This is a genomic window from Microbacterium sp. LMI12-1-1.1 (genome assembly GCF_040676455.1).
Classification (GTDB): domain Bacteria; phylum Actinomycetota; class Actinomycetes; order Actinomycetales; family Microbacteriaceae; genus Microbacterium.
The window spans coordinates 294,641-320,680 of record NZ_JBEGIA010000016.1; the positions used below are offsets into that span (position 1 = coordinate 294,641).

21 protein-coding genes are annotated in these 26,040 nt (G+C 72.1%); 8 read left to right on the top strand and 13 right to left on the bottom strand.

Annotated elements, in window-relative coordinates:
- Nucleotides 1-64: 64 nt before the first annotated feature.
- The 6 genes from MRBLMI12_RS19455 to mtrA all read right to left on the bottom strand — a co-directional run bounded on the left by MRBLMI12_RS19455 (nucleotide 65) and on the right by mtrA (nucleotide 7,128).
- Nucleotides 65-1,276 carry an amidohydrolase family protein gene (locus MRBLMI12_RS19455; protein WP_363357857.1) on the bottom strand — a complete coding sequence of 404 codons (1,212 nt, stop codon included), beginning with the start codon at nucleotides 1,274-1,276 and terminating at the stop codon, nucleotides 65-67.
- A gap of 131 nt (nucleotides 1,277-1,407) precedes the next feature.
- Nucleotides 1,408-2,067 carry a ribosome hibernation-promoting factor, HPF/YfiA family gene (gene hpf, locus MRBLMI12_RS19460; protein WP_363357858.1) on the bottom strand — a complete coding sequence of 220 codons (660 nt, stop codon included), beginning with the start codon at nucleotides 2,065-2,067 and terminating at the stop codon, nucleotides 1,408-1,410.
- A gap of 120 nt (nucleotides 2,068-2,187) precedes the next feature.
- On the bottom strand, nucleotides 2,188-2,907 hold the full coding sequence (locus MRBLMI12_RS19465) for a ComF family protein (protein ID WP_363358235.1): 720 nt from the start codon (nucleotides 2,905-2,907) through the stop codon (nucleotides 2,188-2,190).
- A 93-nt stretch (nucleotides 2,908-3,000) separates the two neighbouring features.
- The gene (locus tag MRBLMI12_RS19470; protein WP_363357859.1) at nucleotides 3,001-4,710 is read right to left on the bottom strand and encodes a hypothetical protein; all 1,710 of its coding nucleotides are present in this window, start codon (nucleotides 4,708-4,710) and stop codon (nucleotides 3,001-3,003) included.
- Nucleotides 4,707-6,440: an MtrAB system histidine kinase MtrB gene (gene mtrB / locus MRBLMI12_RS19475; RefSeq protein ID WP_363357860.1), complete on the bottom strand. Its 1,734-nt coding sequence runs from the start codon at nucleotides 6,438-6,440 to the stop codon at nucleotides 4,707-4,709. Before mtrB ends, MRBLMI12_RS19470 begins: the two co-directional genes overlap by 4 nt.
- Before the next feature lie 7 nt (nucleotides 6,441-6,447).
- Nucleotides 6,448-7,128 (bottom strand): MtrAB system response regulator MtrA, encoded by a 681-nt coding sequence (gene mtrA / locus MRBLMI12_RS19480; protein ID WP_308868351.1) that lies wholly within the window; start codon nucleotides 7,126-7,128, stop codon nucleotides 6,448-6,450.
- Between the two features lie 222 nt (nucleotides 7,129-7,350).
- On the opposite strand from mtrA, the gene MRBLMI12_RS19485 reads away from it, so the two are divergent.
- The 6 genes from MRBLMI12_RS19485 (at nucleotide 7,351) to aqpZ (ending at nucleotide 14,181) form a co-directional block, all read left to right on the top strand.
- The gene (locus MRBLMI12_RS19485; protein WP_363357861.1) at nucleotides 7,351-8,865 is read left to right on the top strand and encodes a glycerophosphoryl diester phosphodiesterase membrane domain-containing protein; all 1,515 of its coding nucleotides are present in this window, start codon (nucleotides 7,351-7,353) and stop codon (nucleotides 8,863-8,865) included.
- Entirely contained in the window at nucleotides 8,856-9,542 is a 687-nt protein-coding gene (locus tag MRBLMI12_RS19490) for a DUF4129 domain-containing protein (RefSeq protein WP_363357862.1), read from the top strand. The genes MRBLMI12_RS19485 and MRBLMI12_RS19490 overlap by 10 nt, the downstream gene beginning before the upstream one ends.
- On the top strand, nucleotides 9,539-10,738 hold the full coding sequence (locus MRBLMI12_RS19495; RefSeq protein WP_363357863.1) for a DUF4350 domain-containing protein: 1,200 nt from the start codon (nucleotides 9,539-9,541) through the stop codon (nucleotides 10,736-10,738). Before MRBLMI12_RS19490 ends, MRBLMI12_RS19495 begins: the two co-directional genes overlap by 4 nt.
- Before the next feature lie 89 nt (nucleotides 10,739-10,827).
- Complete coding sequence (locus MRBLMI12_RS19500) at nucleotides 10,828-11,757, top strand: AAA family ATPase (protein ID WP_349429105.1); 930 nt, start codon at nucleotides 10,828-10,830, stop codon at nucleotides 11,755-11,757.
- A gap of 63 nt (nucleotides 11,758-11,820) precedes the next feature.
- A complete protein-coding gene (locus MRBLMI12_RS19505) occupies nucleotides 11,821-13,122 on the top strand; it encodes a DUF58 domain-containing protein (RefSeq protein WP_363357864.1) in 1,302 nt (433 codons plus the stop codon).
- Nucleotides 13,123-13,383: 261 nt separating this feature from the next.
- Nucleotides 13,384-14,181, top strand: a complete 798-nt coding sequence (gene aqpZ, locus MRBLMI12_RS19510) for an aquaporin Z (RefSeq protein ID WP_349426805.1) — start codon at nucleotides 13,384-13,386, stop codon at nucleotides 14,179-14,181.
- Between the two features lie 71 nt (nucleotides 14,182-14,252).
- Here aqpZ and katG read toward each other — a convergent pair whose 3' ends face one another.
- From katG to MRBLMI12_RS19525, 3 genes are all read right to left on the bottom strand, one after another.
- Entirely contained in the window at nucleotides 14,253-16,562 is a 2,310-nt protein-coding gene (gene katG, locus MRBLMI12_RS19515) for a catalase/peroxidase HPI (protein WP_363357865.1), read from the bottom strand.
- Between the two features lie 47 nt (nucleotides 16,563-16,609).
- Complete coding sequence (locus tag MRBLMI12_RS19520; protein WP_363357866.1) at nucleotides 16,610-17,077, bottom strand: Fur family transcriptional regulator; 468 nt, start codon at nucleotides 17,075-17,077, stop codon at nucleotides 16,610-16,612.
- A 172-nt stretch (nucleotides 17,078-17,249) separates the two neighbouring features.
- Nucleotides 17,250-18,245: a stage II sporulation protein M gene (locus MRBLMI12_RS19525; RefSeq protein ID WP_363357867.1), complete on the bottom strand. Its 996-nt coding sequence runs from the start codon at nucleotides 18,243-18,245 to the stop codon at nucleotides 17,250-17,252.
- A gap of 16 nt (nucleotides 18,246-18,261) precedes the next feature.
- Here MRBLMI12_RS19525 and MRBLMI12_RS19530 point away from each other — a divergent pair, with 16 nt between their 5' ends.
- Entirely contained in the window at nucleotides 18,262-19,107 is an 846-nt protein-coding gene (locus tag MRBLMI12_RS19530) for an RDD family protein (RefSeq protein WP_363357868.1), read from the top strand.
- Nucleotides 19,108-19,211: 104 nt separating this feature from the next.
- Here the strand turns inward: MRBLMI12_RS19530 and ahcY are convergent, their stop codons facing one another.
- Nucleotides 19,212-20,711 carry an adenosylhomocysteinase gene (ahcY, locus tag MRBLMI12_RS19535; RefSeq protein WP_363357869.1) on the bottom strand — a complete coding sequence of 500 codons (1,500 nt, stop codon included), beginning with the start codon at nucleotides 20,709-20,711 and terminating at the stop codon, nucleotides 19,212-19,214.
- A 22-nt stretch (nucleotides 20,712-20,733) separates the two neighbouring features.
- Complete coding sequence (locus MRBLMI12_RS19540; protein WP_163616793.1) at nucleotides 20,734-20,940, bottom strand: DUF3499 family protein; 207 nt, start codon at nucleotides 20,938-20,940, stop codon at nucleotides 20,734-20,736.
- 225 nt (nucleotides 20,941-21,165) lie between these two features.
- Between MRBLMI12_RS19540 and MRBLMI12_RS19545 the strand changes: the two genes are divergently transcribed.
- Nucleotides 21,166-21,519 (top strand): metallopeptidase family protein, encoded by a 354-nt coding sequence (locus tag MRBLMI12_RS19545; protein WP_414684615.1) that lies wholly within the window; start codon nucleotides 21,166-21,168, stop codon nucleotides 21,517-21,519.
- Between the two features lie 109 nt (nucleotides 21,520-21,628).
- Here the strand turns inward: MRBLMI12_RS19545 and MRBLMI12_RS19550 are convergent, their stop codons facing one another.
- Nucleotides 21,629-23,035 carry a DUF5719 family protein gene (locus MRBLMI12_RS19550; protein ID WP_363357870.1) on the bottom strand — a complete coding sequence of 469 codons (1,407 nt, stop codon included), beginning with the start codon at nucleotides 23,033-23,035 and terminating at the stop codon, nucleotides 21,629-21,631.
- Nucleotides 23,032-26,010 (bottom strand): glycosyltransferase, encoded by a 2,979-nt coding sequence (locus MRBLMI12_RS19555; RefSeq protein ID WP_363357871.1) that lies wholly within the window; start codon nucleotides 26,008-26,010, stop codon nucleotides 23,032-23,034. Before MRBLMI12_RS19555 ends, MRBLMI12_RS19550 begins: the two co-directional genes overlap by 4 nt.
- Between the last annotated feature and the right edge of the window lie 30 nt (nucleotides 26,011-26,040).

Sequence of the window (26,040 nt, forward strand, 5' to 3'; positions counted from 1 at the left end):
CGGGTTCGGGCCGCCGGCGCGGGACGCCGCGCCTCAGTCCGCCACGACCGCCGCACGCGGCCGGTCAGGTCCCGACGACGCGAAGCCCGTCCGCGACGATGCGGCCGTCGTGGATGACGGTGCGATCGACGCCCCGGTCCATGACGGCGCTCGTCGGGGTCTCGCCGTCGACGAGCACGAGGTCGGCGCGGTCGCCCGCGGAGACGCCGGGACGATCCCCCACGCCCGAGACGCGCGGCGTCGAGTGGCTCATGATCGATGCACCGCCCATCGTGGCGACCGCGAGCGCGAGTTCGATGTGGTCGTCGCGGCGGAAGCCGTTGACGAACGCGAGCTGCCATGTGCGGTCGAGCATGTCGCAGTTTCCGTACGGGCTCCAGTAGTCGCGCTGGCCGTCCTCGCCCAACCCGACCCGGACGCCGGCTTCGACCAGATCGATGAGCCGCAGGTGCCCCGTCGTCGATGGAGCGACCGTCGCCATCGCGACATCCAGCTCGGCGAACTCGTCGATGAGTCGGCGGCTCACGGCCTCCGACACCGAGCCGAGGTCGTAGGCGTGCGAGATCGTGACCTTTCCCTGCATGCCGAGCGCACGCGTGCGCTCGAGGATCAGCTCGGTGCTGAAGACGCCGAGTGCACCCGGCTCGTGCAGGTGGATGTCGACCTCGACCTGGTACTTCTCCGCGAGCCCGAACACGATGTCCAGATGCCGGACCGGATCGCGATCGAGCTGGCTCGGGTCGATGCCGCCCATGACGTCGGCGCCCTGTTTCAGCGACTCCTCGAGGTACTCCACCGTGCCGGCCTCGCGGAGGATCCCTGCCTGCGGGAACGTCATGATCTGCACGTCGGCGTGGCTCCGGAACTTCTCCTTCGCCGCGAGGACGGAGTCGAACTTCTCGAGCTTGCAGTCCACATCGACCTGCGCGTAGGAGCGGATGCGGGTCGTCCCCTTCGCGATCATCTGCTCGAGCGTTCCCGCGACGATCTCGGCGTGCGGCACCTGGGTGTCGCGCCAGTTGTTGCGGTCGTTGAGCATCATGCCCCAGACGCCCGGTGCACCGGTGTGGGGACGGAACGGCAGCCCGATCCGGGACGAGTCGAGGTGCACGTGCACGTCGCTGAACGAGGGGAAGATCAGTCGTCCACGCCCGTCCACGTCGTCTGCGCCCGGCGCCACCGAAGCGTCGTGTGGTGAGATCGCGGCGATGCGGTCGCTCTCGATGTGGATGTCGGCGGCGTCGGCGCCCCAGGGGCGCACGTTGCGGATGATCACGAAGGTCCTTCCGGATGAGATGCCGCCGCGCAGGACCGGGCGCGCGCGGAGACAGATGAAGGGTGCGGCCGGGACGGCCGCACCCTTCATTGTCTGTCAGGCTGCCGCCTGTCAGAACGACGTGCGCCGGTTCAGGACGCCAGCTCTTCCGGCTGCGCCTGCGTGGTCAGCGAGATGACGCCGTAGTCCCAGCCCTTGCGGCGGTACACGACACTGGGGTGGTCGCTGCGGGCGTCGATGAACAGGAAGAAGTCGTGACCCACCAGCTCCATGCGATCGACGGCCTCCTCGACCGACATCCATTCGGGGTGGAACTCCTTCGTCCGGATGACGACGGGCGTATAGCCCTCTTCTTCCTCGTTGCCGGTGACGATCGGGATCTCGCCGGTCGCGACGGCGCGGAGCACCTCGACGGACGCCGGCTGCACGTCGATCCCCTCGATCGCACCGCTGCCCTTCTCGAACTTCGCTCCCCGGGGGTGGTTGCGCGCGTCGACGCGCTTGTCCTTCGCGCGACGCAGCTGCTCGCACAGCTTGTCGACGGCGAGGTCCAGCGCGGTGAACTTGTCTCCGTCCGTGGCCTCGGCCCGGATGACGGGACCCTTGCCGTTCACGGTGAGCTCGACGGTCTCGTCTTCCATCCGCCCGTTGTGATAGGCGCGGTGTGTGACCTTGACTTCGACGCGTTGAGCGCGTGGCGCGAGGTTCTCGATGCGGAGAGCCTTCTCTTCGACGACTCCGCGGAAGCGATCCGTGATCCCTACTCCCACGCCGACGATGCTGGTTTCCATCCCTGCCTCCTTGTTCCGGTCCGCCCGGCCAAGGGCGGACCATCAGTCGCCTTGTCACCCCCACGGTAGCCCGGCGTCCGGACTCTGTCACCTGTGAGTTTCGAATGCGACGGGTTCCGTTCACCCGCGTGTGCCACGGCGTCCCGGCGTCGCGGTGAGGGTGACCGCCGCCACCACGTCGACGCCTTCGGCCCGCAGCGCACGGACCGCCTCAGCGAGGCTTGCGCCCGTCGTGACGACGTCGTCGACCACCACGACCCGCAGGCCCGCGGCCGGGCGAACGTTCGCCGAAGCGCCTCGCCGCGTCCCCGCAACGGGTGGTGCGGCCGCGGCGAATGTGGCGACCAGACTGCCTGCGACGTTGCGGCGCCGCGCGTCTCGATCGAGGCCGCGCTGGTCGTCCGTCCGCCGCGCGATACGCAGCAGCCGTCGCCCGCGGCGACGTGCACGGCGGAGCAGGAGCTCGGGCACCCGGAACCCGCGCCGCCGGTACGCCGCGCGGGAGGTGGGCATCGGAACGAGCACGCAGCCGGCGGCGCCGGCCCGGTCGAGAGCGGCCGCCAGCGCCGGTGCGAGCGCCGTGGCGAGCCCGGTTCGCCCCTCCTCCTTGATCGCGCGCAGCACCCGCGCCGCGACGCCCTCGAACGCGAGCCCGCTCCACACCGCGACCCCGCCGCCGGGCGCATCGACGACCCGGCACCGCGGCTCCGGTTGCAGCGCCAGAGCGCACCGCTCGCAGAGCGCGACGTCGGGTTCGTCACATCCCGCGCACCAGACGGGCAGGAGCAGGGCGAGCGCATCGGCGCATGCCTCGCGCACCGCCACGATCAGCTGTGCCATCACGGGGACCAGCCTCGCGTCGCCGTCTCCGGCCGCGGCTGCCGCCCGGCCGATCCGTGGAGAGGTCGCCCCGGCGCACCGCTGGGGAGGAACCTACTGCGGCGCTCCCTGCTGCGTCGCGAGGACGAGGACGCCGGTCGCGGTCGGCTGCCACGCCGTGCCGCGCTTGACGTAGAGCGTGCCGTCGTCGGCCCTCAGGCGCAGGCTCGAGCCACCTGTGCCGCCGGCGATCGATGCCATGCCCGCTGACGCCGTAGACAGCGACGTCGGCGCGCCGACGACCTGCTCGACGACGGTCGACTCGGACTCCGCGCCGGCGAGGACGCCGATCGACACGTCGTCGATCCACGTGACGCCGATGTCGGTGACGCCGACCACCGCGCCGCCGACGACGGCGAGCTGCATCGTGGGGGTGCCGAGTCCGACGGGAATGCCGTCAGCGTTCCGGAGGACGCCGGCCACCACCAGCACCGTCCGGCCGCCGGCGCTGACGACGGCGGCCATCCGGGTGCCGTCGCGCGACAGCGACATCCCGGCGATGGCGGTCGCCTCGCTCCACGCATCGGCGATCTCGACGACATCGCCCCCGGGCAGGAAGGCGCGCAGCGCCGACGGCTGGTCCTGCGGAACGCTCCACACCGCGCCCGAGCCGTCGATGACGGGATCGACCAGTCCCACGCGGGTATCGAGCGATTCGGCGTCGGTTCCCGCCGAGTTCAGCCGCACGACCGCGCCCGAGGCGAGTTTCGCTGCAGCGAGGTCGCGCTGGGCGCCGACCTGCACGCTGACCGGTGCGTTCGCCTCGACGGCCGCCGAAAGGCCGGGGATCTTGTCGATCTCGTCGCCGGTGAGGAAGCCGAAGCCCTGCTCGGTGAGCACGAGCGGCGCCGCCGGCACCCGCGTGGAGCGCACCGCGACGGGCTCCGCGTCGATCTGCGTGGAGTCGACGGTCATCGCGACCTGGGTCACCCCGGCCGCCCGCAGACTCACCTCCAGCTGGGTCTGCATACGGTCGAGGACGTCGCTGTCGACCGCCAGCATCGCGTCGCCCGTGAGAGCGACGTCCACACCGTCCTCGTCGTTCGGCACGGCCGCGACGAAGGCCACGCCATCGGGGAAGGCTGTGTCCACCGAACCTGCCAGCCACTCGCTCGGAGGCTTGTTGACGAGGGCGTCCGCGATGCTGCCCGGGGCTCTGGTGATCGCGAACCAGCGCACGTCGGGCACGAGGTACTGCCACGTGGGGTCGAAGTACATCACCGGATAGCGGTTGAAGACAGTCGGGAACTGGGCCTCGTCGAGCCAGATGCCGTCGGGCGCCTCGGTGATGCGCCACTCGCCGTCTGACTGCTGCGCGAGGCGGAACGTCGAACTCGCGGTGGCGATGTCGGCGCGCTCGTAGGCGCCCTTGTCGTCGACGGATGCCACGACGTCGTAGACGAAGTCGACGGACCCTTCCTGGGTCTCGACGTAGTCGCGTTCGGCGCGCTCGTCGACGAACACGCCCGTCTCGGGCTTCCAGGTCTCACGGAACGACGGCGCGAGGAACTCACGGGCGACCGTCCAGTCGCCCCGCACGCCCGGCCCCGACCCGGCGTCGACGAAGCCCTCGACGATCTGCTCGGGTGTGGCCCCGGGCTGCGGACTGTTGGGGATGAAGGCGACGTTCTGCGAGTCGTCGTCCGTGCCGCCGCTCTCGAGTCCGTATTCCGGAGGCCCGCTCGTGGGGAAACCGGCGCACCCGGTGACGACCACCGCGCACAGCGCCAGCAGCACTGCCAGGATGCCGCGCGCCCGGGTCATCGTGTCCCTCCCGGCGATCCGGCATCCGTCGCCGTCCGGCGATCGCCGTCCGTTCCGGCGTCCAGGCGCGACACATCGACGGGCGCCGTGAGACCGAGGTCATCGAGGGCGGCCACCGAATCGTCGCCCGGATCGACGGGGATAGGCGACGCGCCGGCCAGCGGAACGTCCTGCCGCGGCAGCGTGAGGACGAAGTTGGTGCCGCGGCCGGGTTCAGACCACACCGCGAGCTCGCCGCCGTGCAGCTTCGCGTCGCCGAGCGCGATCGAGAGGCCGAGTCCGGTGCCGCCGATCGTGCGCTTGCGGGACGGATCGGCGCGCCAGAAGCGGTCGAACACGTGCTCGACGTCCGCCGCCTTCATGCCGAGGCCGAAGTCCCGGACCCCGATGGCGACGGCCTGCTGGTCGCTGTCGACGGTGACCACGATCGGGCGCCCCTCGCCGTGCTCGATCGCGTTGCCCAGCAGATTGCGCACCACGCGACGCACACGCCGGGGGTCCATGTCGACCGGGGAATATCCCCCGGGAGCCACGAGACGCACGTCCGTGCCATGCTGCTCGGCCAGCTGCTGCATGGATGCGATGACGTCCTCGGCGAGGTGCGCGAGGCTCGTCGGCTCGAGCTCCAGCTGCACCGATCCCGCGTCGTAGCGGCTGATCTCGAGCAGATCGGTCAGCAGCGTCTCGAACCGCTGCACCTGGGCGTTCAGCAGCTCGGCGGCCCGCGCGGTAGCGGGGTCGAAGTCCGCCCGCTGGTCGTTGATCATGTCGGCGGCGAGGCGGATCGTCGTCATCGGCGTGCGCAGCTCGTGCGACACGTCCGAGACGAAGCGCTGCTGCACGAGCGAGAGCTCGGCGAGCTCCTTGATCTGCGACTCGATGCTGTCGGCCATCGCATTGAACGAGCGGCCGAGGGTCGCGAGCTCGTCCTCGCCGTGCACCTGCAGTCTCACGTCGAGGCGGCCGGCTGCGAGCATGGCGCTGGTGTCGGCCGCCTCGCTGATCGGCGCGGTGACCGAGCGCAGCACGAACCACGCGATGCCGCTGATCAGCAGCACCAGCCCGATGCCGACCACCCACAGCGTGCGCTGCACGAACGTCAGGGTCTGCGGCGCGTTCGCGAGGTCGTACGCCAGGTAGAGCTCGTACGACGCGACCCCCTCGATCGTGAGCTGCTGGCCGACCAGGATCCCCGGCACGCTGGTATCGGCGCCGTCGGGGAGGGCCACCGGCTGCCAGATCTGCTGGTCGGGGTTCGTGCGCACGAGCGAGCGCATCGACGTCGTCAGCAGATCGGGCATCTCGGCTTCGTCGGTGCTGAAGTCCTGCGGGGCATTGGGCACGGGCGGACCGATGCGGTAGGCCGCGACCATCTGAGCCGACGACTGGTCGCGCAGCGCCGTGAACGCCAGCGTCATCACGTTCTGCAGCTGGACGACGTCGCTCTGCACGGCGGCGTCGAGCGTGCGCTGCGCCGCCCCCCTGGCCTGCTCGGCGTCCAGCAGCACCTGGTCCTTGCGGGAGGTGAACAGGTCGTTCTGGATCGCGAGCCCCATCCACACGCACGCGACGACGACGGCGAGCGCGGTGAGGCCGATGGTCACGAGCAGCGTGCGGAAGCGCAGCGAGCGTCGCCAGAGCCCGGCGATGGTGCCGGGCCACGCCCGCCACAGCCGCCACCACGCGACGTGCGCACGCGTCGGCGCCACGCCCGTGATCGGCGCTGTCATGGGAGCCTCAGACCACGGCGCCGGCGCGGTATCCGACGCCGCGCACCGTCGTGACGATCTTGGGGTTGTCGGGATCCTTCTCGACCTTCGCCCGCAGCCGCTGCACGTGCACGTTCACCAGGCGGGTGTCGGCCTTGTAGTGGTAGCCCCAGACCTGCTCGAGCAGCATCTCGCGGGAGAACACCTGCTGAGGCTTGGATGCCAGCGCGACCAGCAGCTCGAACTCGAGAGGCGTGAGTGCGATCGGCCCGTCGCCGCGGCGCACCTCGTGTGCGGCGACGTCGACGGTCAGGTCGCCGATGCGCAGCGAGTCGTTCGCCTGCTGGCTCGCCGGGCGCAGCCGCGTGCGGATGCGGGCGACCAGCTCCTTCGGGTTGAAGGGCTTGACGATGTAGTCGTCGGCTCCCGACTCGAGTCCCTTGACGACGTCGGCCGTGTCGGTGCGGGCGGTGAGCATGATGATCGGGATGCCGGACTCGGCGCGGATGCGGGTGCAGATCTCGATGCCGTCCATGCCGGGAAGCATCAGGTCGAGCAGGATGAGGTCGGGGCGCTCGGTGCGCCAGACGTCGACGGCTTCGGCGCCGTCGGCGCAGAACACCGTCTCGAATCCCTCCGTGCGCAGCACGATGCCGATCATCTCGGCGAGGGCGGTGTCATCGTCGACCACCAGGATGCGTGAAGTCATCGCGCGCGTTCGTTCCTTCTCTCCAGGCACAGACGGCACGCGCCGTCCCCATGCGCTTCACACAGAGTAGTCGACACGGCCTGTGGAGCGGCCGAGCCTCGCCCGAGCGGGCGCCGGGAGCCACCCGAGCGCGGCGGGTGCGGCATCCGGCCGATGTGGAACGATAGGGATCAGCCGACCCGCGCCGTCACCGACGCATCGGCGCCGACGGAAGGGGAAACCGTGACCGCGTACCCGGCTTGGACGCCGGCGTCCCGCCCCGGGATCATCCCGCTGCATCCGCTGTCGTTCGGCACGATCCTGGGACGCTCCTTCGCGGCGCTGCGCCAGAACCCGCGCGTGCTCCTGGGCTTCGCCCTCGTGGTGCAGACGCTGGCGTACGTCGTCGTGCTCGCCGGGGTGCTCGGTGTCATGTGGGCCACGTTCTCGCGCCTGAACACCCTGCAGCCCGGCAGCGACGAGTACGAGACGGTCATGGCCGGCTCGATCGCCCTGACCGCCGTGGCGGGCATCGTGCTGTCGCTGGCCGCCGGCGCCCTGAGCGTGATCGTGCAGGGCATCGTCGTCGTGGAGGTGACGCACGCGGCCGTCGCCGAGAAGCTCACCCTGGGCGCGCTGTGGCGGCAGGTCAAGCCGATCGCCTGGCGGCTGATCGGCTACTCGCTGCTGGTGGTCCTCGCGGTGGCGGCGCTCGTCACCGTCGTCGTCCTGGCGATCGTCGGTATCGCCATCGCCGCACCCCCGGCGGCCATCGCCCTCACGATCGTGGTCATCCTCGCGGCGATCCCGCTGACGTGGTGGCTGATGATCAAGCTGCTGCTCGTGCCCGCGGCGATCATCGTCGAGCACGCGACCATTCTGCAGGCGCTGTCGCGCTCGTGGACGCTCACGCGCGGCCGCTTCTGGCCGGCCCTCGGCGTCATCATCGTGATCAGCGTCATCTTCGCGGCCGTGGCGCAGGTGGTGAGCCTGCCGATGAGCTTCCTGTCGATGGGGCTGACGACGATCATCGCACCGACCGGCGCCGCCGAGCCGACGGCCATCATCGGCTTCATCGCGGCGGCCCTGCTCACGCAGGTTCTCACGCTCCTGCTGCAGGCGGTCGCTGTCGTCGTGCAGTCCACCGCCACGGCGCTCATCTACATCGACTGCCGCATGCGCCGCGAAGGGCTCGACCTCGACCTGCTGGCGTACGGCGAGCGACGGGACTCCGGAGCCGCCGACCTTCCCGATCCGTACCGCGAGCACATCGGACGCGCGATCGCGCCGCGTGGCGTGCCCGGCGCGTTCCCGGGCCAGGGCTACCCGGCGTACCCGCCGGGATACGCTCCTGCGGGCTACGCCGCCCCGGGGCAGCAGCCCGTCTACGGCGCGCAACCGGGCTACGGAGCGGCGCCCGCGTACGGTGCCCCGCCTGCGTATGGTGCGCCGCCCGCATACGGCGCACCACCGCAGTACGGGGCTCCGCCCGCCTACGGCGCGCAGCCCGCGTACGGCGCGCAGCCCGCGTACGGCGCGCAGCCCGCGTACCCCGCCCAGGCGACGGCGCCCCCGCAGCCTCCGTATCCGCCGGCGGCGAACCCGGCTCCCGCGGCGCCGGCTGCTCCCCCTGCCTCGGAGGTCTCGGCCCCGGACACTCAGGCGGATGTCGCACCCGAGGATGCCAGTTCGGCGACGGCCTGGACGGCGCCGGGCGCCGCGTCCGACGGCACCGACCGCGACTCGCCGTGGGCCTGACCTCCGCCCTGGTGCAGGCGTTCGCGCGTGCCGCCGACGCCGTGCCGCCGCTCACCCCCGACGGTGACGAGGCGCGGCGCTGGGCCGAGGAGGAGCTGTCCGACCCGGCCTACGACATCGCCGAGCCCACTCCGTTCGATCGCATCGCGCGGGCGATCGGCGACTTCATCGCGTCGCTGCTGAATCCCGACCTCTCCGGCGGCTGGGGATCGACCTTCGCGCTGGTCGCCGCCATCGTCGTCGTCGTGATCATCGTCGCCGCCTTCCTCGTGTGGGGCGTGCCGCGCGCCACCCGCCGCGCGGCAGCTCGCCCGCCGCTGCTCTTCGGTGAGACGGAGCACCGCTCGGCCGCCGAGCTGCGCGCCGCCGCCGCCGAGCGCGCGCGGGCGGCCGACTGGGAGGCCGCGATCGTGCTGCGCTTCCGGGCGCTCGCCCGCGGCTGCCTCGAACGCGGCGTGGTCGACCCGCCGCCGGGCGCGACGGTGCACGCCTTCGCGCGGGCCGCCGCCCGCGCCTTCCCCGCACTCGCGCCGCGGCTGGAGGACGCCGCGACGGCGTTCGACGACGTCCGCTACCTGCGGCGTCCCGGCACGGCGGAGCTCTATCGCCTCGTCGCCTCGGTCGACGACGCGGTCGTGTCGGCGCGACCGGCGGTGCGCGAGGAGGTGCCGGCATGACGGCGACGGCCACTCCCCCGCGGCAGGACGCCGCCACCATCCACGCAGCCACCGGACGACGCCGCCGCATCGCGGCGTGGATCGCCATCGGACTCGCGCTGCTCGTCGTCGGAGGGATCGGCGGCGCCGTGTCGGCTGCGAACCAGTGGGCTCAGCGCGGCGCACTCGACCCCGACTCCACGGGACCCGCGGGAACGCGCGCGATCGCCGAGATCCTGCGCGAGCACGGCGTCGACGTGGTCGTCGTGCGGGATCGCGCGGCGGCGTCGGAAGCCCTCGCGGCCGTGGAGGCGACCCTCGTGATGCCTGATGCGCCGGCGCTGTCCGACGACGTCGTGACCGCTCTCGCCGAAGCCGCCGATGACGTCGTGCTCATCGAGGCACGTTCCCGGACGCTCGATCTGCTGGTCGCCGGGTCGGCGCCCGCCGGCGTCGCGCCCGACGAGAGCGTCGAGCCCGACTGCCGACTCGAGGATGCCGTCCGCGCCGGCGCCGTCGCCCCCGGCGCGGTCTACCGCGCGGGTGACGACACGTCCGCCTGCTACGCGGCGGCCGACGGTTTCGGACTGGTCGTCCACGCCACCGACGCCGGCCGCGTCGCCGCGGTCGACGGCCGGGCACTCTTCACGAACGAGCACCTCGCCGACAACGGCAACGCGGCGCTGGCGGTGAACCTCATGGGGCGGCATCCGCTCGTCGTCTGGTATATGCCCGGCGCGGGCGACACCGACCTCGCCGACGCCGACCCGTCGCTGGGCGAACTCACGCCCCCGTGGGTGAGTCCCGTGATCGTGCTGCTGCTGGTCGCGGGGGTCGCCGCCGGCATCTGGCGCGGCCGCCGGTTCGGCCCGCTCGTCGCCGAGCGGCTTCCGGTGACCGTCCGGGCGTCCGAGACGACGGAGGGACGGGCGCGCCTGTACGCGCGCGCGGGCGATCCGCTCCACGCCGCGGACCGGCTGCGGATCGGCGCGCTGCGTCGGCTGGCGACCCTGCTCGGCCTCGCCGCGAACGCCGCCGCCCCCGAGATCGCCGACGCCGCGGCCGGCCGCACCGGCCTCGACCGCCGCGCGGTGCGCGGCATCCTGCTCGACGAGATCCCGCGCAGCGACGCGGAGCTCGTCGCCCTGAGCACACGCCTGAGAGACCTGGAGGACGCCGTGCGCGCGGCCGTCCGCCCCGAGAGGAGCCCCCGATGACGGATTCGCCCGTGGTGCCGAGTGCGACCGCGTCCGACGCGGTCGACCGCCCGACCGCACCCCCCGACGACGCCGCCCTGCGCGAAGCGATGAATCGCGTGCGCCTCGAAGTCGGCAAGGCCGTCATCGGCCAGGACGGCACCGTGACAGGCCTGCTGATCGCCCTGCTGGCACGCGGGCACGTGCTGCTCGAAGGCGTTCCGGGCGTCGCGAAGACGCTGCTCGTGCGGTCGTTCTCGACGGCGCTCGGCCTCGACACCACGCGCATCCAGTTCACCCCCGACCTCATGCCGGGCGACGTGTCGGGCTCGCTGGTCTACGACGCGAAGACCGGGGAGTTCGAGTTCCGCGAGGGACCCGTGTTCACGAACGTGGTCCTCGCCGACGAGATCAACCGCACACCGCCCAAGACGCAGGCGGCGCTGCTCGAGGCGATGGAGGAGCGCCAGGTCTCGACCGACGGTGTGACGCGGTCGCTTCCCGACCCGTTCCTCGTCGCCGCGACGCAGAACCCCATCGAGCACGAGGGCACCTACACGCTGCCCGAGGCGCAGCTGGACCGGTTCCTGCTCAAGCTCATCGTCGACGTGCCGGCTCGGGATGCCGAACTCGCCGTGCTGCGCCGCCATGCGAGCGGCTTCGACCCCCGCGATCTCGCCGGCGCAGGCTTGCGCCGCGCCGCCACCGCCGAGGAGATCCGCGCGGCGCAGCGGGCCGCGGCATCCGTCACCGTCTCGGACGACGTGCTCGGCTACATCGTCGACCTCGCACAGGCCACGCGCAGCAGTCCGTCGGTGCAGCTCGGCGTCAGTCCCCGCGCGGCGACCGCCCTGCTGGCGGCGTCGAAGGCGTGGGCGTGGCTGGGCGCGTACCCCGCGATCACGCCGGACCACGTGCAGACGATGCTGCTGCCGACGTGGCGGCACCGCATCCGCCTGCGCCCCGACGCCGAGCTCGAGGGTGTGTCGGTCGACGCCGTGCTCGGCTCGGTGCTGCAGCAGACCCGCGTCCCGATCTAGGAGCCGGTCGTTGAGCGAGCGAGGAACGAGCGAGACGAAACGCGCCGAACGGAACGACGCCTGATGTACCTGACCGGCCGCCTGCCGCTGCTCCTCGCCGTCGGGGCGGTGCCCGTCGTGCTGCTCTCTGCGGCGGGCGTAGACCCCTGGCTCGCAGCGGCGGCGTGGATCCTGCTGTGCCTGATCGCGGCGCTCGCCGACGCGGCGGCGGCGCCCGATCCGCGCCGGATGACGGTGCTGCGGCGCCTTCCGAGCCGCGTACTGCTCGGACAGGCGGTGCGGGCCGAGCTCGTGCTGCGCAACACCGGCGATCGCACCGTCCGCGGACGCGTGCGCGATGCCTGGCAGCCCACCGCGGGTGCGCCGGTGGAGCGCCCGGCCATCGACATCCCGCCCGGCGAGTCCCGGGCGATCGGCATCCCGCTCCTCCCCCGTCGACGCGGCGAGCTGCGATCGCGATTCGTCGTGGTGCGATCCGACGGGCCGCTGCGCCTCGCCGGACGCCAGGCGCGCCTCGACGAGCCGGGCACGCTGCGGGTGCTGCCGCCGTTCACGGCGCGACGGCACCTCCCCTCGCGGCTGGCGCGGCTGCGCGAGCTCGACGGCAACACGAGCGTGCAGGTGCGGGGCCAGGGCACCGAGTTCGACAGCCTGCGGGAGTACGTGCGCGGCGACGACGTGCGCGCCATCGACTGGCGCGCGACGGCGCGGTCGAGCACGACGATGCTGCGCACCTGGCGCCCGGAGCGCGACCGGCACGTCGTGATCATGATCGACACCGGACGCACGGCGGCAGCACGCGTCGGCGACGGCGTCCGGATGGATGCCGCGATGGAGGCCGCGCTGCTGCTCGCCGCCCTCGCGACCCGGGCCGGCGACCACGTGCACCTGCTGATGTTCGACCGCACGATCCGCGCCCGCGTCACCCGTGTCGACGGCCCGGGACTCCTGCCGGCGATGGTGGACGCCATGGCGCCCGTCGAGCCGCAGCTCATCGACACCGACTGGGATGCCGCGTTCGCCCAGGTGCGCACGCTCACGTCCCGCCCGTCGCTGGTCGTCCTCCTGACCGCGCAGGACGCCCCGGAGGCCGCGCGCGGGTTCCTGGGATCGCTGCCCGCGCTCTCCCGAGCCGCCCACGTCCTGGTCGGCGCGGTGACCGACGAGCAGGAGCCCCTGCCCGAGCGCCCCGACGCCGCCGACGTGTACCGCGCCGCCGCCATCGAGCGCAGCACGCACGACGCCGCCGTCGTGGCAGCGGCGATCGGCCGCGCGGGAGGCGAGGCGATCGCCGCCACCCCGGAGGACCTGCCGCCGCGCATCGCCGACCGCTATCTCGCGCTCAAAGCCGCCGGGCGGCTCTGAGGGCGTAACACGCCGGGTCTCGGCATCCGATCCTCCCTCACTGGTTTGGGGCGCGCCGCGCACGTTCGGGGCGCGCGGCGCACGCCCCGAACGCCGCTCGCGCGCCCCAAACGCGGGAGGACGCCGAAACGGCCGGCGACTAATGCCTGAACACGAAGGGAAACCTCGCGAGATCACGCGTCACACTCAGACACTCCGTGCCCGGTTCCTGGGAATCCGCTGGGCGTAGCGCTAGCCTCACGACGAGGAAAGGAGTCCGCCATGTCGGATACCACCATCCCGCCCACCACGGTGAACAGGCTCGTCGCGGAGGCTCTGGGAACGTTTCTGCTCGTCTTCGGCGGCGTGGGCACGGCGCTCTTCGCCGCCAACTTCCCCGCAGATGCGGAGAGCAACCCACTGGGCGTCGGATTCGTCGGCGTCGCCTTCGCCTTCGGTCTCACGGTCGTCGTGGGCGCCTACGCGTGGGGTCCCATCTCGGGCGGCCACTTCAACCCGGCGATCACGCTCGGCCTCGCCGCCGCCGGTCGCTTCGAGTGGAAGAACACGATCGGCTACATCATCGCCCAGCTGATCGGCGGCGCCCTCGGCACGACGCTCATCGTGCTGATCGGCATCTTCGGCACCGACAACTGGCTCGCGAACGCCCAGGACAGCGGCTTCGCGTCCAACGGCTTCGGCACGGGTGACTTCGGCTCGCCGGGCGGCTTCGGGCTCGGCGCCGCGATCATCGCAGAGATCCTCCTCACGGCGGTCTTCGTGCTGATCATCCTCGGTGTGACGCACTCGACCCGCGGCACGGCGGCGCTCGCGCCGCTCGCCATCGGCCTCACACTGACCCTCATCCACCTGATCTCGATCCCGATCGACAACACCTCGGTGAACCCGGCCCGATCGATCGCCGCGGCGATCTACGGCGGCCCCGAGCCCCTGGCGCAGCTGTGGGTGTTCATCGTCTTCCCGATCGTCGGTGGTCTGCTCGCCGGCGTCCTGCACCGCGCGCTCTTCGAGCCCAAGGGCACGCTGCCGCCGGTCCAGGCGGAGGCGCGCCTCAAGTAGGACTCGCAAGCATCACGACAGAGCGGCCCGCCCCCGATCGGGGGCGGGCCGCTCTCTCGTGCGTCGCGAGGTCAGACGAGGTCGAACCTGTCGAGCTCGGTGACCTTGCCCCACGCCTTGACGAAGTCCCGCACGAACTTCTCATTCGCGTCATCCGAGGCGTACACCTCGGCGACGGCCCGGAGCTCGGAGTTCGAGGCGAACAGCAGGTCGACGCGGGTGCCGATGCCGACCGGCTCGCCCGAACCGTCCTTCGCGCCCGAGAACGCGTGCGCACCGGGGTCGAGCGGCTTCCAGGTCGTGCCGAGGTCGAGCAGGTTCACGAAGAAGTCGTTCGTGAGCACGCCCTTGCGGTCGGTGAAGACGCCATAGTCCGAGCCGTCCCAGTTCGCACCGAGCACGCGCAGACCGCCCACGAGGACCGTCAGCTCGGGAGCGCTCAGCGTGAGCAGGTTCGCCCGGTCGATGAGGTGGTGCTCCTCGGGCATGAAAGCCCGCGGCCCGTAGTAGTTGCGGAACCCGTCGGTGATCGGCTCGAGGAACGCGAACGACTGCGCGTCGGTCTGCTCCTGCGTGGCATCGGTGCGGCCCGGGTGGAAGACCACCTCGTCGTCGACCCCCGCGTCCTCGGCGGCCTTCTCGACCGCCGCGTTGCCGGCGAGCACGATCAGGTCGGCCAGCGACACCTGCTTGCCGTCGGTGCGGCCGTCGTTGAACGAGGCCTGGATCTGCTCGAGCTTCGCGAGCACCGTGGCGAGCTGGGCGGGCTTGTTGACCTCCCAGTCCCTCTGCGGGGCGAGGCGGATGCGGGCGCCGTTGACGCCGCCGCGCTTGTCGCTGCCGCGGAACGAGGATGCCGCCGCCCACGTCGTCTCGACGAGCTCCGAGACCGTGAGGCCGGCGTCGAGGATCTGGGCCTTGAGCGCCGCAGCGTCTGCCGCGTCGATGAGCTCGTGGTCGACGGCCGGGACGCGGTCCTGCCACAGCAGCTCCTCGGCCGGGACCTCGGGGCCGAGATAGCGGTCGATCGGGCCCATGTCGCGGTGCGTGAGCTTGAACCATGCGCGCGCGAACGCGTCGGCGAACGCCTCGGGGTCGTCCTTGAAGCGACGCGAGATGGCGTCGTACGCCGGGTCGGTGCGCAGGGCCAGGTCGCTGGTCAGCATGCGCGGCTCACGACGGCCGTTCGAATGCGCCAGCGGCACCATGTCGGCGCCGCCGTCGTTGATCGGACGCCACTGGTGGCCGCCGCCCGGGCTGCGCATGAGCTCCCACTCGTAGGCGTAGAGGATGTGGAAGAACTCGTTGTCCCATCGGGTGGGGTGGTAGGTCCACGTGACCTCGAGGCCGGAGGTGATGGTGTCGTCGCCGTGGCCGGTGCCGTGGTTGTTCTTCCAGCCGAGGCCCTGCTGATCGAGGCCGGCGGCCTCGGGGTTGTCCTCGATATTGGTGTCGGGCGCGGCGCCGTGCGTCTTGCCGAACGTGTGGCCACCGGCGATCAGCGCGACGGTCTCCTCGTCGTCCATCGCCATGCGGCCGAAGGTCTCGCGGATGTCGCGGGCCGACGCCAGCGGGTCGGGGTTGCCGTTGGGACCCTCGGGGTTGACGTAGATGAGGCCCATCTGGACGGCTGCGAGCGGCTTCTCGAGCTCGCGGTCGCCCGAGTATCGCTCGTCGTCCAACCAGGTGGTCTCGGGGCCCCAGTACACGTCGGCATCGGGCTCCCACACGTCGGGGCGGCCGCCGGCGTAGCCGAACGTCGTGAAGCCCATCGACTCGAGCGCCACGTTGCCCGCGAGGATCATCAGGTCGGCCCACGAGAGCGACTGGCCGTACTTCTTCTTGACCGGCCAGAGCAGGCGGCGAGCCTTGTCGAGGTTGACGTTGTCGGGCCAGCTGTTCAGCGGCGCGAAGCGCTGCTGACCGGCGCCGCCACCACCACGGCCGTCGGTCACGCGGTAGGTGCCGGCGCTGTGCCACGCCATGCGGATCATCAGCGGACCGTAGTTGCCGAAGTCGGCGGGCCACCAGTCCTGCGACGTCGTGAGGGTCTCGGCGATGTCGGCCTTGACCGCGGCGAGGTCGAGCGACTCGAACGCCGCCTTGTAGTCGAAGTCCTCGCCGAGCGGGTTAGCGACGGCCGGGTTCTTCGCGAGGATCTTGAGGTTCAGCTGGTTGGGCCACCACACGCTGTTGGCGTTGCCGGTGGTCGGGTGCGGCTGGCCGCCGTGGATCACCGGGCAGCCCTCGGACTCGTTCGGACGCGGGCGGCTCTCGCCGTCCTCACGCTCGTCGACCGGCGTGTCGATCGGGGTGACCGCCTGGTCGGCGTCGGTGGGGTTCTCGCCGATCTCCGGGATCGTGTCGTTGGTGTCGGTCATGAGCTTCCTTCCAATCGGGATGGGCTATCAGAGGGTCGGACAGGATGTCAGGAGCGCGCGGTGGCGACCGGCTCGGCGACGCTCGCCTCGGCCGTCGCACAGGCGGGGCACACACCCCAGAAGGTGACCTCGGCCGCCTGCAGCGCGTAGCCGTGCGCGTCGGACGGCGTCAGGCAGGGCGCCTCGCCCACGATGCAGTCGACATCCTGCACGGCGCCGCATTCGGAGCAGATGAGGTGGTGGTGGTTGTCGTCGACGCGCAGCTCGAACAGACCGGGCCGGCCCGCGGGCTCGATGCGGCGTGCGAGTCCGGCGTCGACGAAGTCGCCGAGCGCGTTGTACACCGACTGCAGGCTCGTCCCGGGAACCGTCCGCGCGACGATGCCGAACAGCTCGTCGGCGCTGGCGTGCGGGCGCTCGATGAGCGCCTCGACGACCGCGCGCCGGGAGTCGGTGACCCGCAGCCCTGCCGCCCGCAGGCGTGCCGCCGTGTCGACGGCGGTATGCGGGCTCATACCCTCAGCCTACCGTTGTTTTGATTGATTCAAAACAGTGCTATGCGCATGCACCCTCGCTCTCCCCGCCCTCCTCGTTCACTTGCGCTGAACGTACGCCGATCCCGGCGTGGAGCGTACGTTCAGCGCAAGTGAACGACGGGAGACGAGGCGGGGAAGACGCCGCGGGGGGTCAGCCGGCGACGAGAGTCGGGGTGCCGGCCTCGTACTCGGTGAGGTCGCCGCTCTCCCCCAGGCGGTGCGCGCGGCGTCCGACCACGAGCATGTAGACGAGGAACAGTCCGAAGGCTGCCGCGCCGATGCCGATCTTCACGGGCCACGGCCAGGGCTGCGCCGTGACGAAGCCCTCGATGATCCCCGAGAAGCCGAGGGCGATGACGAGGCCGATCGCGATCGTTGCCAGCGAGCGTCCGGCGGCGGCCAGCGACTCGCCGCGCGACCGCGGGCCGGGCGCGACCCAGGCCCAGAAGATCTGCAGGCCCGCCGCACCGGCCACGAAGATGCAGGTGAGCTCGAGCATCCCGTGCGGGAGGATGTACAGCACGAACACGTCGCCGCGGTCGAACGCCGCCATGATCGCCGCCGCCGTGCCGACGCCGACGGCGTTCTGCACCAGCACCATGACCGGCCAGACCCCGGTGATGCCGAAGAGCACGCACTGGGCCGCGATCCAGGCGTTGTTGGTCCACACCGTGCCCGCAAACACTGCCGCCGGGTTCTCGCTGTAGTACTCGGTGAACTGGTTCTCGGCGTAGTGCTCGAGTTGCGCCTGGCTGCCGAGGCTGGCCACCAGAGCGGGGTCGCCCGACACCCACAGGGCCACGACGGTGACCACGGCCACGAAGCCCAGCGCGATGGCGAGCGTCGTCCAGCGGACCCGGTACAGGGCGGCGGGAAGCTGGAGCGCGAAGAACCGCGGGATCTGGCGCATGACGTTCTCGGGCGCACCCGTGAGCCGCAGCCGCGCGCGTCCGAGCATCGTCGAGATGTGATCGCCCTGGACGCTGCGTCCGGCGGACGTCTTCGCGTCGGCGAGATCGGCGGATGCCGCGCGGTACCGCGTCACGAGCTCGTCGACCTCCGCGCCGGAGAGGTGCCGCCTGCGGCTGAGTTCGTCGAGCCGCGCCCACTCCTCGCGCCGAGCGGCCGTGAGCGCGTCGAGGTCCATGTGTTTCACTGTAGCCATGACCGCTGAGCGCCCCGCGATCGTCGACATCCATCAAGACGAGGTGCTCACCGGCGAGGCCGTCGCGCTGGACGTGCAGCCGCTCGGCTACTTCCTGCGGGCGCTCGGCGTGCTCATCGACATGCTGCTCGGCGTCGCCGTGCTGCTGCTGTTCGCGTGGGGACTCAGCTGGCTGCTCGGCCTGGGGGCGATCGACCCGGCGGTGGTGCCCATCCTGACGATCGTCGTCCTCGTCCTCGTCATGATCGTGATCCCGACGGTGGTCGAGACGACCACCCGGGGCCGCAGCCTCGGACGCCTCGCGGTCGGCGGCCGGATCGTCCGCGCCGACGGTGGCGCCGCAGGCTTCCGGCACGCGTTCATCCGGGCACTCGTCGGCGTCTTCGAGCTGTGGTTCACGGTCGGCGCCGTCGCGGCGCTGGTCGGAGCATTCACCCCCCGCTCGCAGCGGCTCGGCGACCTGCTCGCCGGCACCTACTCGGAGCGAACACGCACCCCTCGTCTTCCCGACGTGCACCTCGGCATCCCGCCGGTCCTGGCCGACTGGGCGGCGGTCGCCGACGTCGCGCGACTGCCGGAACGGCTGTCGCGACGCCTCGCGCAGTTCGCACGCTCGGCGGCCAACATGGAGCCGACGGCGCGTGCGCGAGTCGCGGCATCCCTCGCGCGGGAGACGGCCGTGCACGTCTCACCCGTGCCGGCCGTCGACCACGAGACGTTCCTCATCGGCGTCGCGGCAGTGCGGCGCGAGCGCGAGCTGCGCGCGCTGCGCCTGGAGACCGCCCGCGCCGACGCACTGGCGGCTCCGGTCTCCGCGCCGCCCCGCGGCTTCCCCGAGCGCTGACAACCCTGAGACCCGACCGCCGAGACCGAGGGTGTCACCCGATGTCTCGTGCGTCAGATGAGGTCTCACCGAAGCGGGTGGAGGGTGGGGCGACCGGGCGGGCCTCAGTAGCGGTAGTGGTCCAGCTTGTAAGGGCCCTCGACCGGCACGCCGATGTAGGCGGCCTGCTCGTCGCTGAGGGTCGTGAGCTGCACGCCCAGCGCGTCGAGGTGCAGGCGCGCGACCTTCTCGTCGAGGTGCTTGGGCAGCGTGTACACGGCGGTCGGGTACTCGTCGCGCTTCGTGAACAGCTCGATCTGCGCGAGCACCTGGTTCGTGAACGATGCGCTCATGACGAACGACGGATGCCCGGTGGCATTGCCCAGATTCAGCAGCCGGCCCTCGCTCAGCACGAGCACGCTGCGCCCGTTCGGAAGCCGCCATTCGTGCACCTGCGGCTTGATCTCGACCTTCTCGACCTCGGGCAGCGCCTCGAGGCCCGCCATGTCGATCTCGTTGTCGAAGTGACCGACGTTGCCGACGATCGCGAGGTGCTTGAGCTTCAGGAGGTCCTCGGTGTTGACGACGTCCTTGTTGCCGGTGCCCGTGATCAGGATGTCGACCTGACCGGCGACGTCGGCGAGGCGCGCGACCTGGTAGCCGTCCATCGCTGCCTGCAGCGCGCAGATCGGGTCGACCTCGCTGACGATGACGCGGGCGCCCTGACCGCGCAGGGCCTCAGCGGCGCCCTTGCCGACGTCGCCGTAGCCGCAGACGAAGGCGACCTTGCCGCCCATCAGCACGTCGGTCGCGCGGTTGATGCCGTCCGGCAGCGAGTGACGGATGCCGTACTTGTTGTCGAACTTCGACTTCGTGACGGAGTCGTTGACGTTGATGGCCGGGAAGAGCAGGTCGCCTGCCGCCGCCAGCTCGTACAGCCGATGGACGCCCGTGGTGGTCTCCTCGGTGACGCCGAGCAGGTCCTCGGCCATCCGCGTGAAGCGCTGCGGGTCGCGCGCCAGGCTGGCGCGCAGCGTGTCGAGGATGATCCGGTACTCGGCGGAGTCGTCGGCCGCGGCATCCGGAACCGCTCCTGCCTTCTCGAACTCGACGCCCTTGTGCACGAGGAGGGTCGCGTCACCGCCGTCGTCGAGGATCATGTTCGGGCCGTCGAAGCCCTCGGCCGACCAGTCGAAGATGCGGTCGGCGAGGCGCCAGTATTCCTCGAGCGTCTCGCCCTTCCACGCGAAGACCGGGACGCCCGTCGGGGCGTCGACCGTGCCCGTCGGACCGACGACGACGGCCGCGGCGGCCTCGTCCTGCGTGGAGAAGATGTTGCAGCTCGCCCAGCGCACCTGCGCGCCCAGCGCGACGAGCGTCTCGATGAGCACGGCGGTCTGCACCGTCATGTGCAGCGAGCCCGCGATGCGCGCGTTCTTCAGCGGCTGCGTCGGGCCGAACTCCTCACGCAGCGCCATGAGGCCCGGCATCTCGTTCTCGGCGAGACGCAGCTGATGGCGGCCCGCTTCGGCCAGAGAGAGGTCGGCGACTTCGTACTCGAACCCCTCAGTGAGCTCTGAGACGGCAGGGGTGGAAGGCGCGGCGACGGGCGTGTGGGTCGGCATCCGCCCATTCTCCCACGGCCGCTCAGGCGCGGAGGGTCTCGTGCCGCACGACCACCCAGCCCTTGGGTACCGACAGGCGGTCGGTGTGGATCGCGCACAGGTCGTGCGCGTGAGGATCGCCGCCGGCGCCGAGCGGACCGAGTGCCGCCATCTGGTCGCCGTAGTCGTAGGTGAGCGTCGACACCGCCTCACGGGCGCAGCCGACCTTGGAGCAGACTCTCTCGCGCATCGGGTCGACGCTACCGCGCGCCCCACCCATGCGGACGGATGCCGCGCCGCGGCGTCTCCGCCCCGTCAGCATCGGGCAGCGCTGGCCGCGACGTCGTGGGAGAGGAGCCGCTCCCCCACCCCGCCCTAGGATGGGCATATGGCGTGGCGGCGTACCCGGACCAGCGAACGCGCGCAGCCGCGCGCGTCTCGCCATGGACGACACGGCCGCGAGGGCCGGAGCCCCGTGGTGCGTCCTCCCCTCCCGCCACTGGACACCCGCGTCGACCGCTTCGACCTGTCCGTCGGCACCGCGGCGGAGTTCCTGCGCTCGGCCTGGCCCGAGCTCCGCGACGTGCGGTTCGAGGTCGCAGACATGCCGGCGGCGACCGACGACGACGGCATCCCTCGATGGACCGTGCTGCCCGACGCGGGCCGCATCATCCTGTACCGCCTGCCGATCGAGCGGCTCAGCCATCTGCACCGCGACGACGAGCTGCATCGGCGCATGCTCGTCGAGGGCGCCGTCTTCCGGGCCGCGGCGGAGTATCTGGACCGCGACCCGTGGGACCTCGGCCCGGAGCGCTTCCGCTACTTCTGACGCGGCTCGGATGAATGCGAGCGCGAGCGAGCGTTGACGCGAGCCGCGTCAAGGTTGAGCGAGCGAAGCGAGTCGAAACCCCCTACCGTGGGGCACCAGAAGGCTCGACTCAGGGGTAGACGAGGACCTCGGAGGTCGCGACGTCCGCCGGCCACACCGGCACGCCCGCCAGCGCGCCGTCTCCCGCGAAGGACAGGCCGGCGCGCACGGGGGCCTCGGGCTCGAACCGGTACACCGCGCGCGCGGCCAGTCGCACGGCGACGGACCCGTTCGCCGGGATCGTGAGATCGAGCGGGGATCCGCCGTCGACCGGCGCGACGGCGACCGCGACCGGTTCGTTCGACGGATTCACCACCGAGAGCGACGGAGTCGGTCCTCCGGGCGTCGCGAAGAGGGATGCCACCGCCACCTCGGGCGCCGGGGTGTACCACGCGAAGTCGTCGCCCTCGTCGACACCGGTCGCCTGCCAGACCGCCGCCACGAGGGGTTCGTCCGCATCGATCGTCACCGTGTACGAGCCGGCGGTCAGGCTGTCCAGCGCCAGCTCGAGCGGTTTGCCGGCCTCGAGCGCCACCTCCTGCGGCTCGCGCACCGGTTCGCGGCCGCCGACCGTGGTGACGGTCACCCGTGCGGTCGCGGGCGCAGCGGGCGCCAGCATCCGCAGCACGGTCACCTCGTCGGCCGCGCCGTCCGCGGCTGTCGCGCGCGTCACGGTGATGCCGGTGATGACCTCTGTCGTCTCGGCATGCGCGACAGGACCGACCTGGTCGACGCCGCCCGGCGTGAGCGTGCGCGTGATGCTCGCCTGGAGGGACGCCCGGATCGGCGCGCCGACAGCCGACACGCGCACCACGGGCGTCTCTTCGCCCAGCGCGATGCCCGCCAGGGGCACGACGCGCTGGGTGCCGGGCGGGACGACGAGGTCGACGCCGCCGGGAGGGGTCTGCGGCCCCGCGGCCCCGTAGACGGTCAGCTGCACCGTCGCCGGAACGGTGCCCGGGTTCGCGAGCAGCACGAGGTCGGCCGCGCCGGTGGCCCCGGACCCGCCGACGAGCCACGAGTCCAGCAGTGGCGGCCGGCATGCCGAGGCGGCGAAGCCGGAGAGGTCGTCGGCCGACGCGGTCGCCGCGCCCGTGGCTGCCACGTCGACCGCCTGGCCGTCGAGCGGCGGAGCCGTGTAGGCCAGCGGGCCGGGTCCGACGTCGGTGGTCTCCAGACGCTGCTCCGCAGGCCGTTCGCCGTCTGCCACCCCGACGACGACCGATTGCGGCGCGACCACGGTGATGGCGTCGGCGGCCGCCGGATTGCGGCCGATCGACAGCAGCCCGCCGTCGCACGCGATCACGGACGCCGCGGGCGCCGGTGTGGCCCGCACGCTCAGCGGCTCGCGCGCGACCGTCGGCCACGGCACCGAGACGGCGGTGACGACGGCGACCACGGCGACGATCGACACGGCCGTGCCGATCAGCAGGCGGGCGCTCGTCGTCGCCCAGCGGAACACCCGTCGGTCGCTCATCGACCCTCCTGCCAGTGAGGTCCCACCACGCGTGGGGTGCGGCGCGCCTCGCGGATCGACGTCGCCGTCGGCAGCGCGAGGAGCAGGGCGATCCCGAGGATGGCGAACTGCCCGAACGCGATCCACCGCGCGAGGGCGGAGACGGATGCCGCTTCCGCCGGACGCGGTGCGATCTCATCGACGACGCGCCAGAGCTCTCCCTTGGCGGTGTCGCCCACGACGACGAGCGTGTCGCGCTGGCCGAGCGCCGTCATGGCAGACAGCCGCATCGTCCGCGCGCCATCGGTCTCGGGCGGTGTCGACGGCGCCAGCAGGATGAACCCGATGCCCCGGTCGGCGAGCTCGGCGACGACATCCTCCGAGGAGGGGGTGACGAGATCGGCGGCGAGGGCCGCCAGCTCCTCGTCCTGAGAACTCGCCTGAGTGCGGGTCGACAGCAGCGTGGTCTGACCGCCGACGGTCTCGCTCGCACCCCAGACCACCTGGGCAGCGACACCGGCGTCGGCCTGCGGAGTGAGCACGATGGTTCCGACATCCGGGTCGTCGCGCCCCTCGGCCGCGACGAAGGCGGGAAGCGTGCTGGCGGGACCGTTGGCGATCGTCGCGGTGCCGCGGGTGAAGGCGGTGAGCGACGGCACGGCGAGCATCACGGCCGCGGCGAAGACGAGCGTGGCCGCCAGCCCGCGCGCCAGCGCGACACGCGGGGCGAGACCGGCATCCAGGGCAACCAGCGCCCCTCCGAGCGCGCCGAGCCATGCGAGGCTCAGCCCGGTGCCGGGCCACAGCGCAACGGTGAGCGACTGGACGAACGACACCGACACCCCGACCGCGGCGAACGCCGTGCCGAGGCCGAGCGCGGTCACTGCGAGCAGCACGATGCCGGCGGCCCAGCGCTGCGTCAACGGCGCCGCGAGGGCGAGCAGGGCCAGCGGCACGCTGAGCAGGGGCACCCACCAGGTCGGCCCGTCCGGCAGCAGAGTCGCCCACCCGGCAAGATCCGAGGTCGGGATGCCGGCTGCCAGGAGCGCGCGGCCCGCGGCGTCGGCCGCGACCTGCGGTCCTGCCCAGGGCACACCCGGGTCGGCGACGAGTCCCCACGCGCGTCCGTGGGTCAGCGCGTTCCAGACGAGCGGGAGTGCGAGGGCGAGCGACGGCACGAGCGTCCACACCAGACGTGCCACGCCGCGACCCGCACGGAGGACGATGCCGAGCACGACGGCGCCGAACCACAACACCGCCATCGCGGGCGCCAGGGATGGCGCTGCCGCCAGCACGGCGGCAAGCAGCAGCGAGGCCGCCCCCGCCCCTGCCCACGACCGATGCGCGACCGCACCCGCATAGAACAGCCACGGCAGCAGCAGGTGAACGAGCACTCCGGTGGGCCGCCCCTGGGTGAGCGCGACGAGGAGCGTCGGCGACAGCGCCCACACCGCACCGCCGAGCAGCCGCAGGCTGGCCCGTTCGGTCACCCGCGTAGCCGCGAACCAGCCGCCGAGCGCGGCGAGCGGCAGCGCGAGGATCCACAGCAGCACGAGCGCCCGCGACGGCGCCCACGGCCAGAGCGAGCCGAGCACCGCGATCACGGCTGCGAACGGATCCGCCGGCCCGATCGTGTCGAGTCCGAGCGCTCGCTGTCCGTACGCGGCGTCATCCCACAGCTGACCGACGGTGTTCGCGAGGGGCTGGAGCGCTCCCCCGCCCAGCACCGGCCATGCCAGCAGCGCGGGGAAGGCGGCGACAGAGACGGCGAGCGCGGCGAGCACCAGCCAGGCAGCCCCACCGGCGAAGAACCTCAGGTCGCTGCGCCGATGGCCGCCGATCGCGACCTCGGGGTCGTCGTCGAGACGTTCGCGGAGTTCGGCCTGCGTCGTGCGCAGCGGCGCCACCTGCGCCCACGACGCCGTGCGTGCGCGCGCGATGCGGCGACGTGCGCGCCATACCGGCACGATCCCGACGAACGCCACGGCCGCCGCGCCCCACTCGGAGGCGATGCGACCCGGTTGCTTGCGGACGAGATCCACGACGGTGCGCCAGAGCGCGAGCGGCAGCACGGACAGCCAGTGCAGCGGCGTCGCGACGGCCGGCGCGTACGCCAGCCGTCGGCGCAGCTGCGCCACGCGCTCGGCATAGACCGCGCGACGTCGGCGCTGCGGGGTCAGCGGCACCGGCAGACCGGCGACGCCGTCCCCTGCCGTGGCGACGAGTGCTGCCGGGACCAGCGACACGCGGCCCCCGGCCAGTCGCGCCCTCACCCCGAGGTCGAGTCCCTCGTCGGCGCCTGCGAGGCCGCGGTCGAGGCCGCCGAGCCGGTCCCAGGCATCGGAGCGGACCAGGATGCCGCGCACGTCGGCACCGAGCACGTCCTCCTGCGCGTCGTGCTGCCCCTGATCGAGCTCGCCGTCGGCGAGGCCTACCGTGCGGCCGACCCGGGTCATGCTCACGCCGAGCGAGACGATCTCGGAACGGTCGTCCCAGCGCACGAGCTTGGGCGCCACGAAGGCGACCGACGGCGACAGCTCGAGGGCTCCGGCCAGCCGGGCGAGCGCGTCGGGCTCCGGCGCCGTATCCTGCGCCAGCAGCCAGAGCGCGTCGCCATCGACGTTCTCGCCGCGGCGCGGCGACACGAGCGCCGTCGCCGCCGCGAAACCGGTGGATGCCGGAGCCTTCACGACGGACTCGGCGCCTGCGGCATCCACGATCTCGAAGAGGTGGTCGTCACCGCCGCAGACCACGATCGTGAGGGCGTCGACCGGACGCGTCTGCTCGGCGAGCGCCGCGAGAGTGCGTCGCAGGTGGAATGCGGCCGGCGTGCGACCGTCGGGACGGACCACGAGAACCGCGTGTATCCGGTTCGACGCGGAGGCGCGCGTCAGCGCGGACTCCGAGGGGCCGGAGCTCGCGAAGGCAGCGTTCGAGGTGACACCGTCCGACGACGGACTGGTCGGCGGCACAGGGGTCGGCGAAACGGTGGGCATGTCCTGGTCAGCCTAGGTCGCGCTCCATCG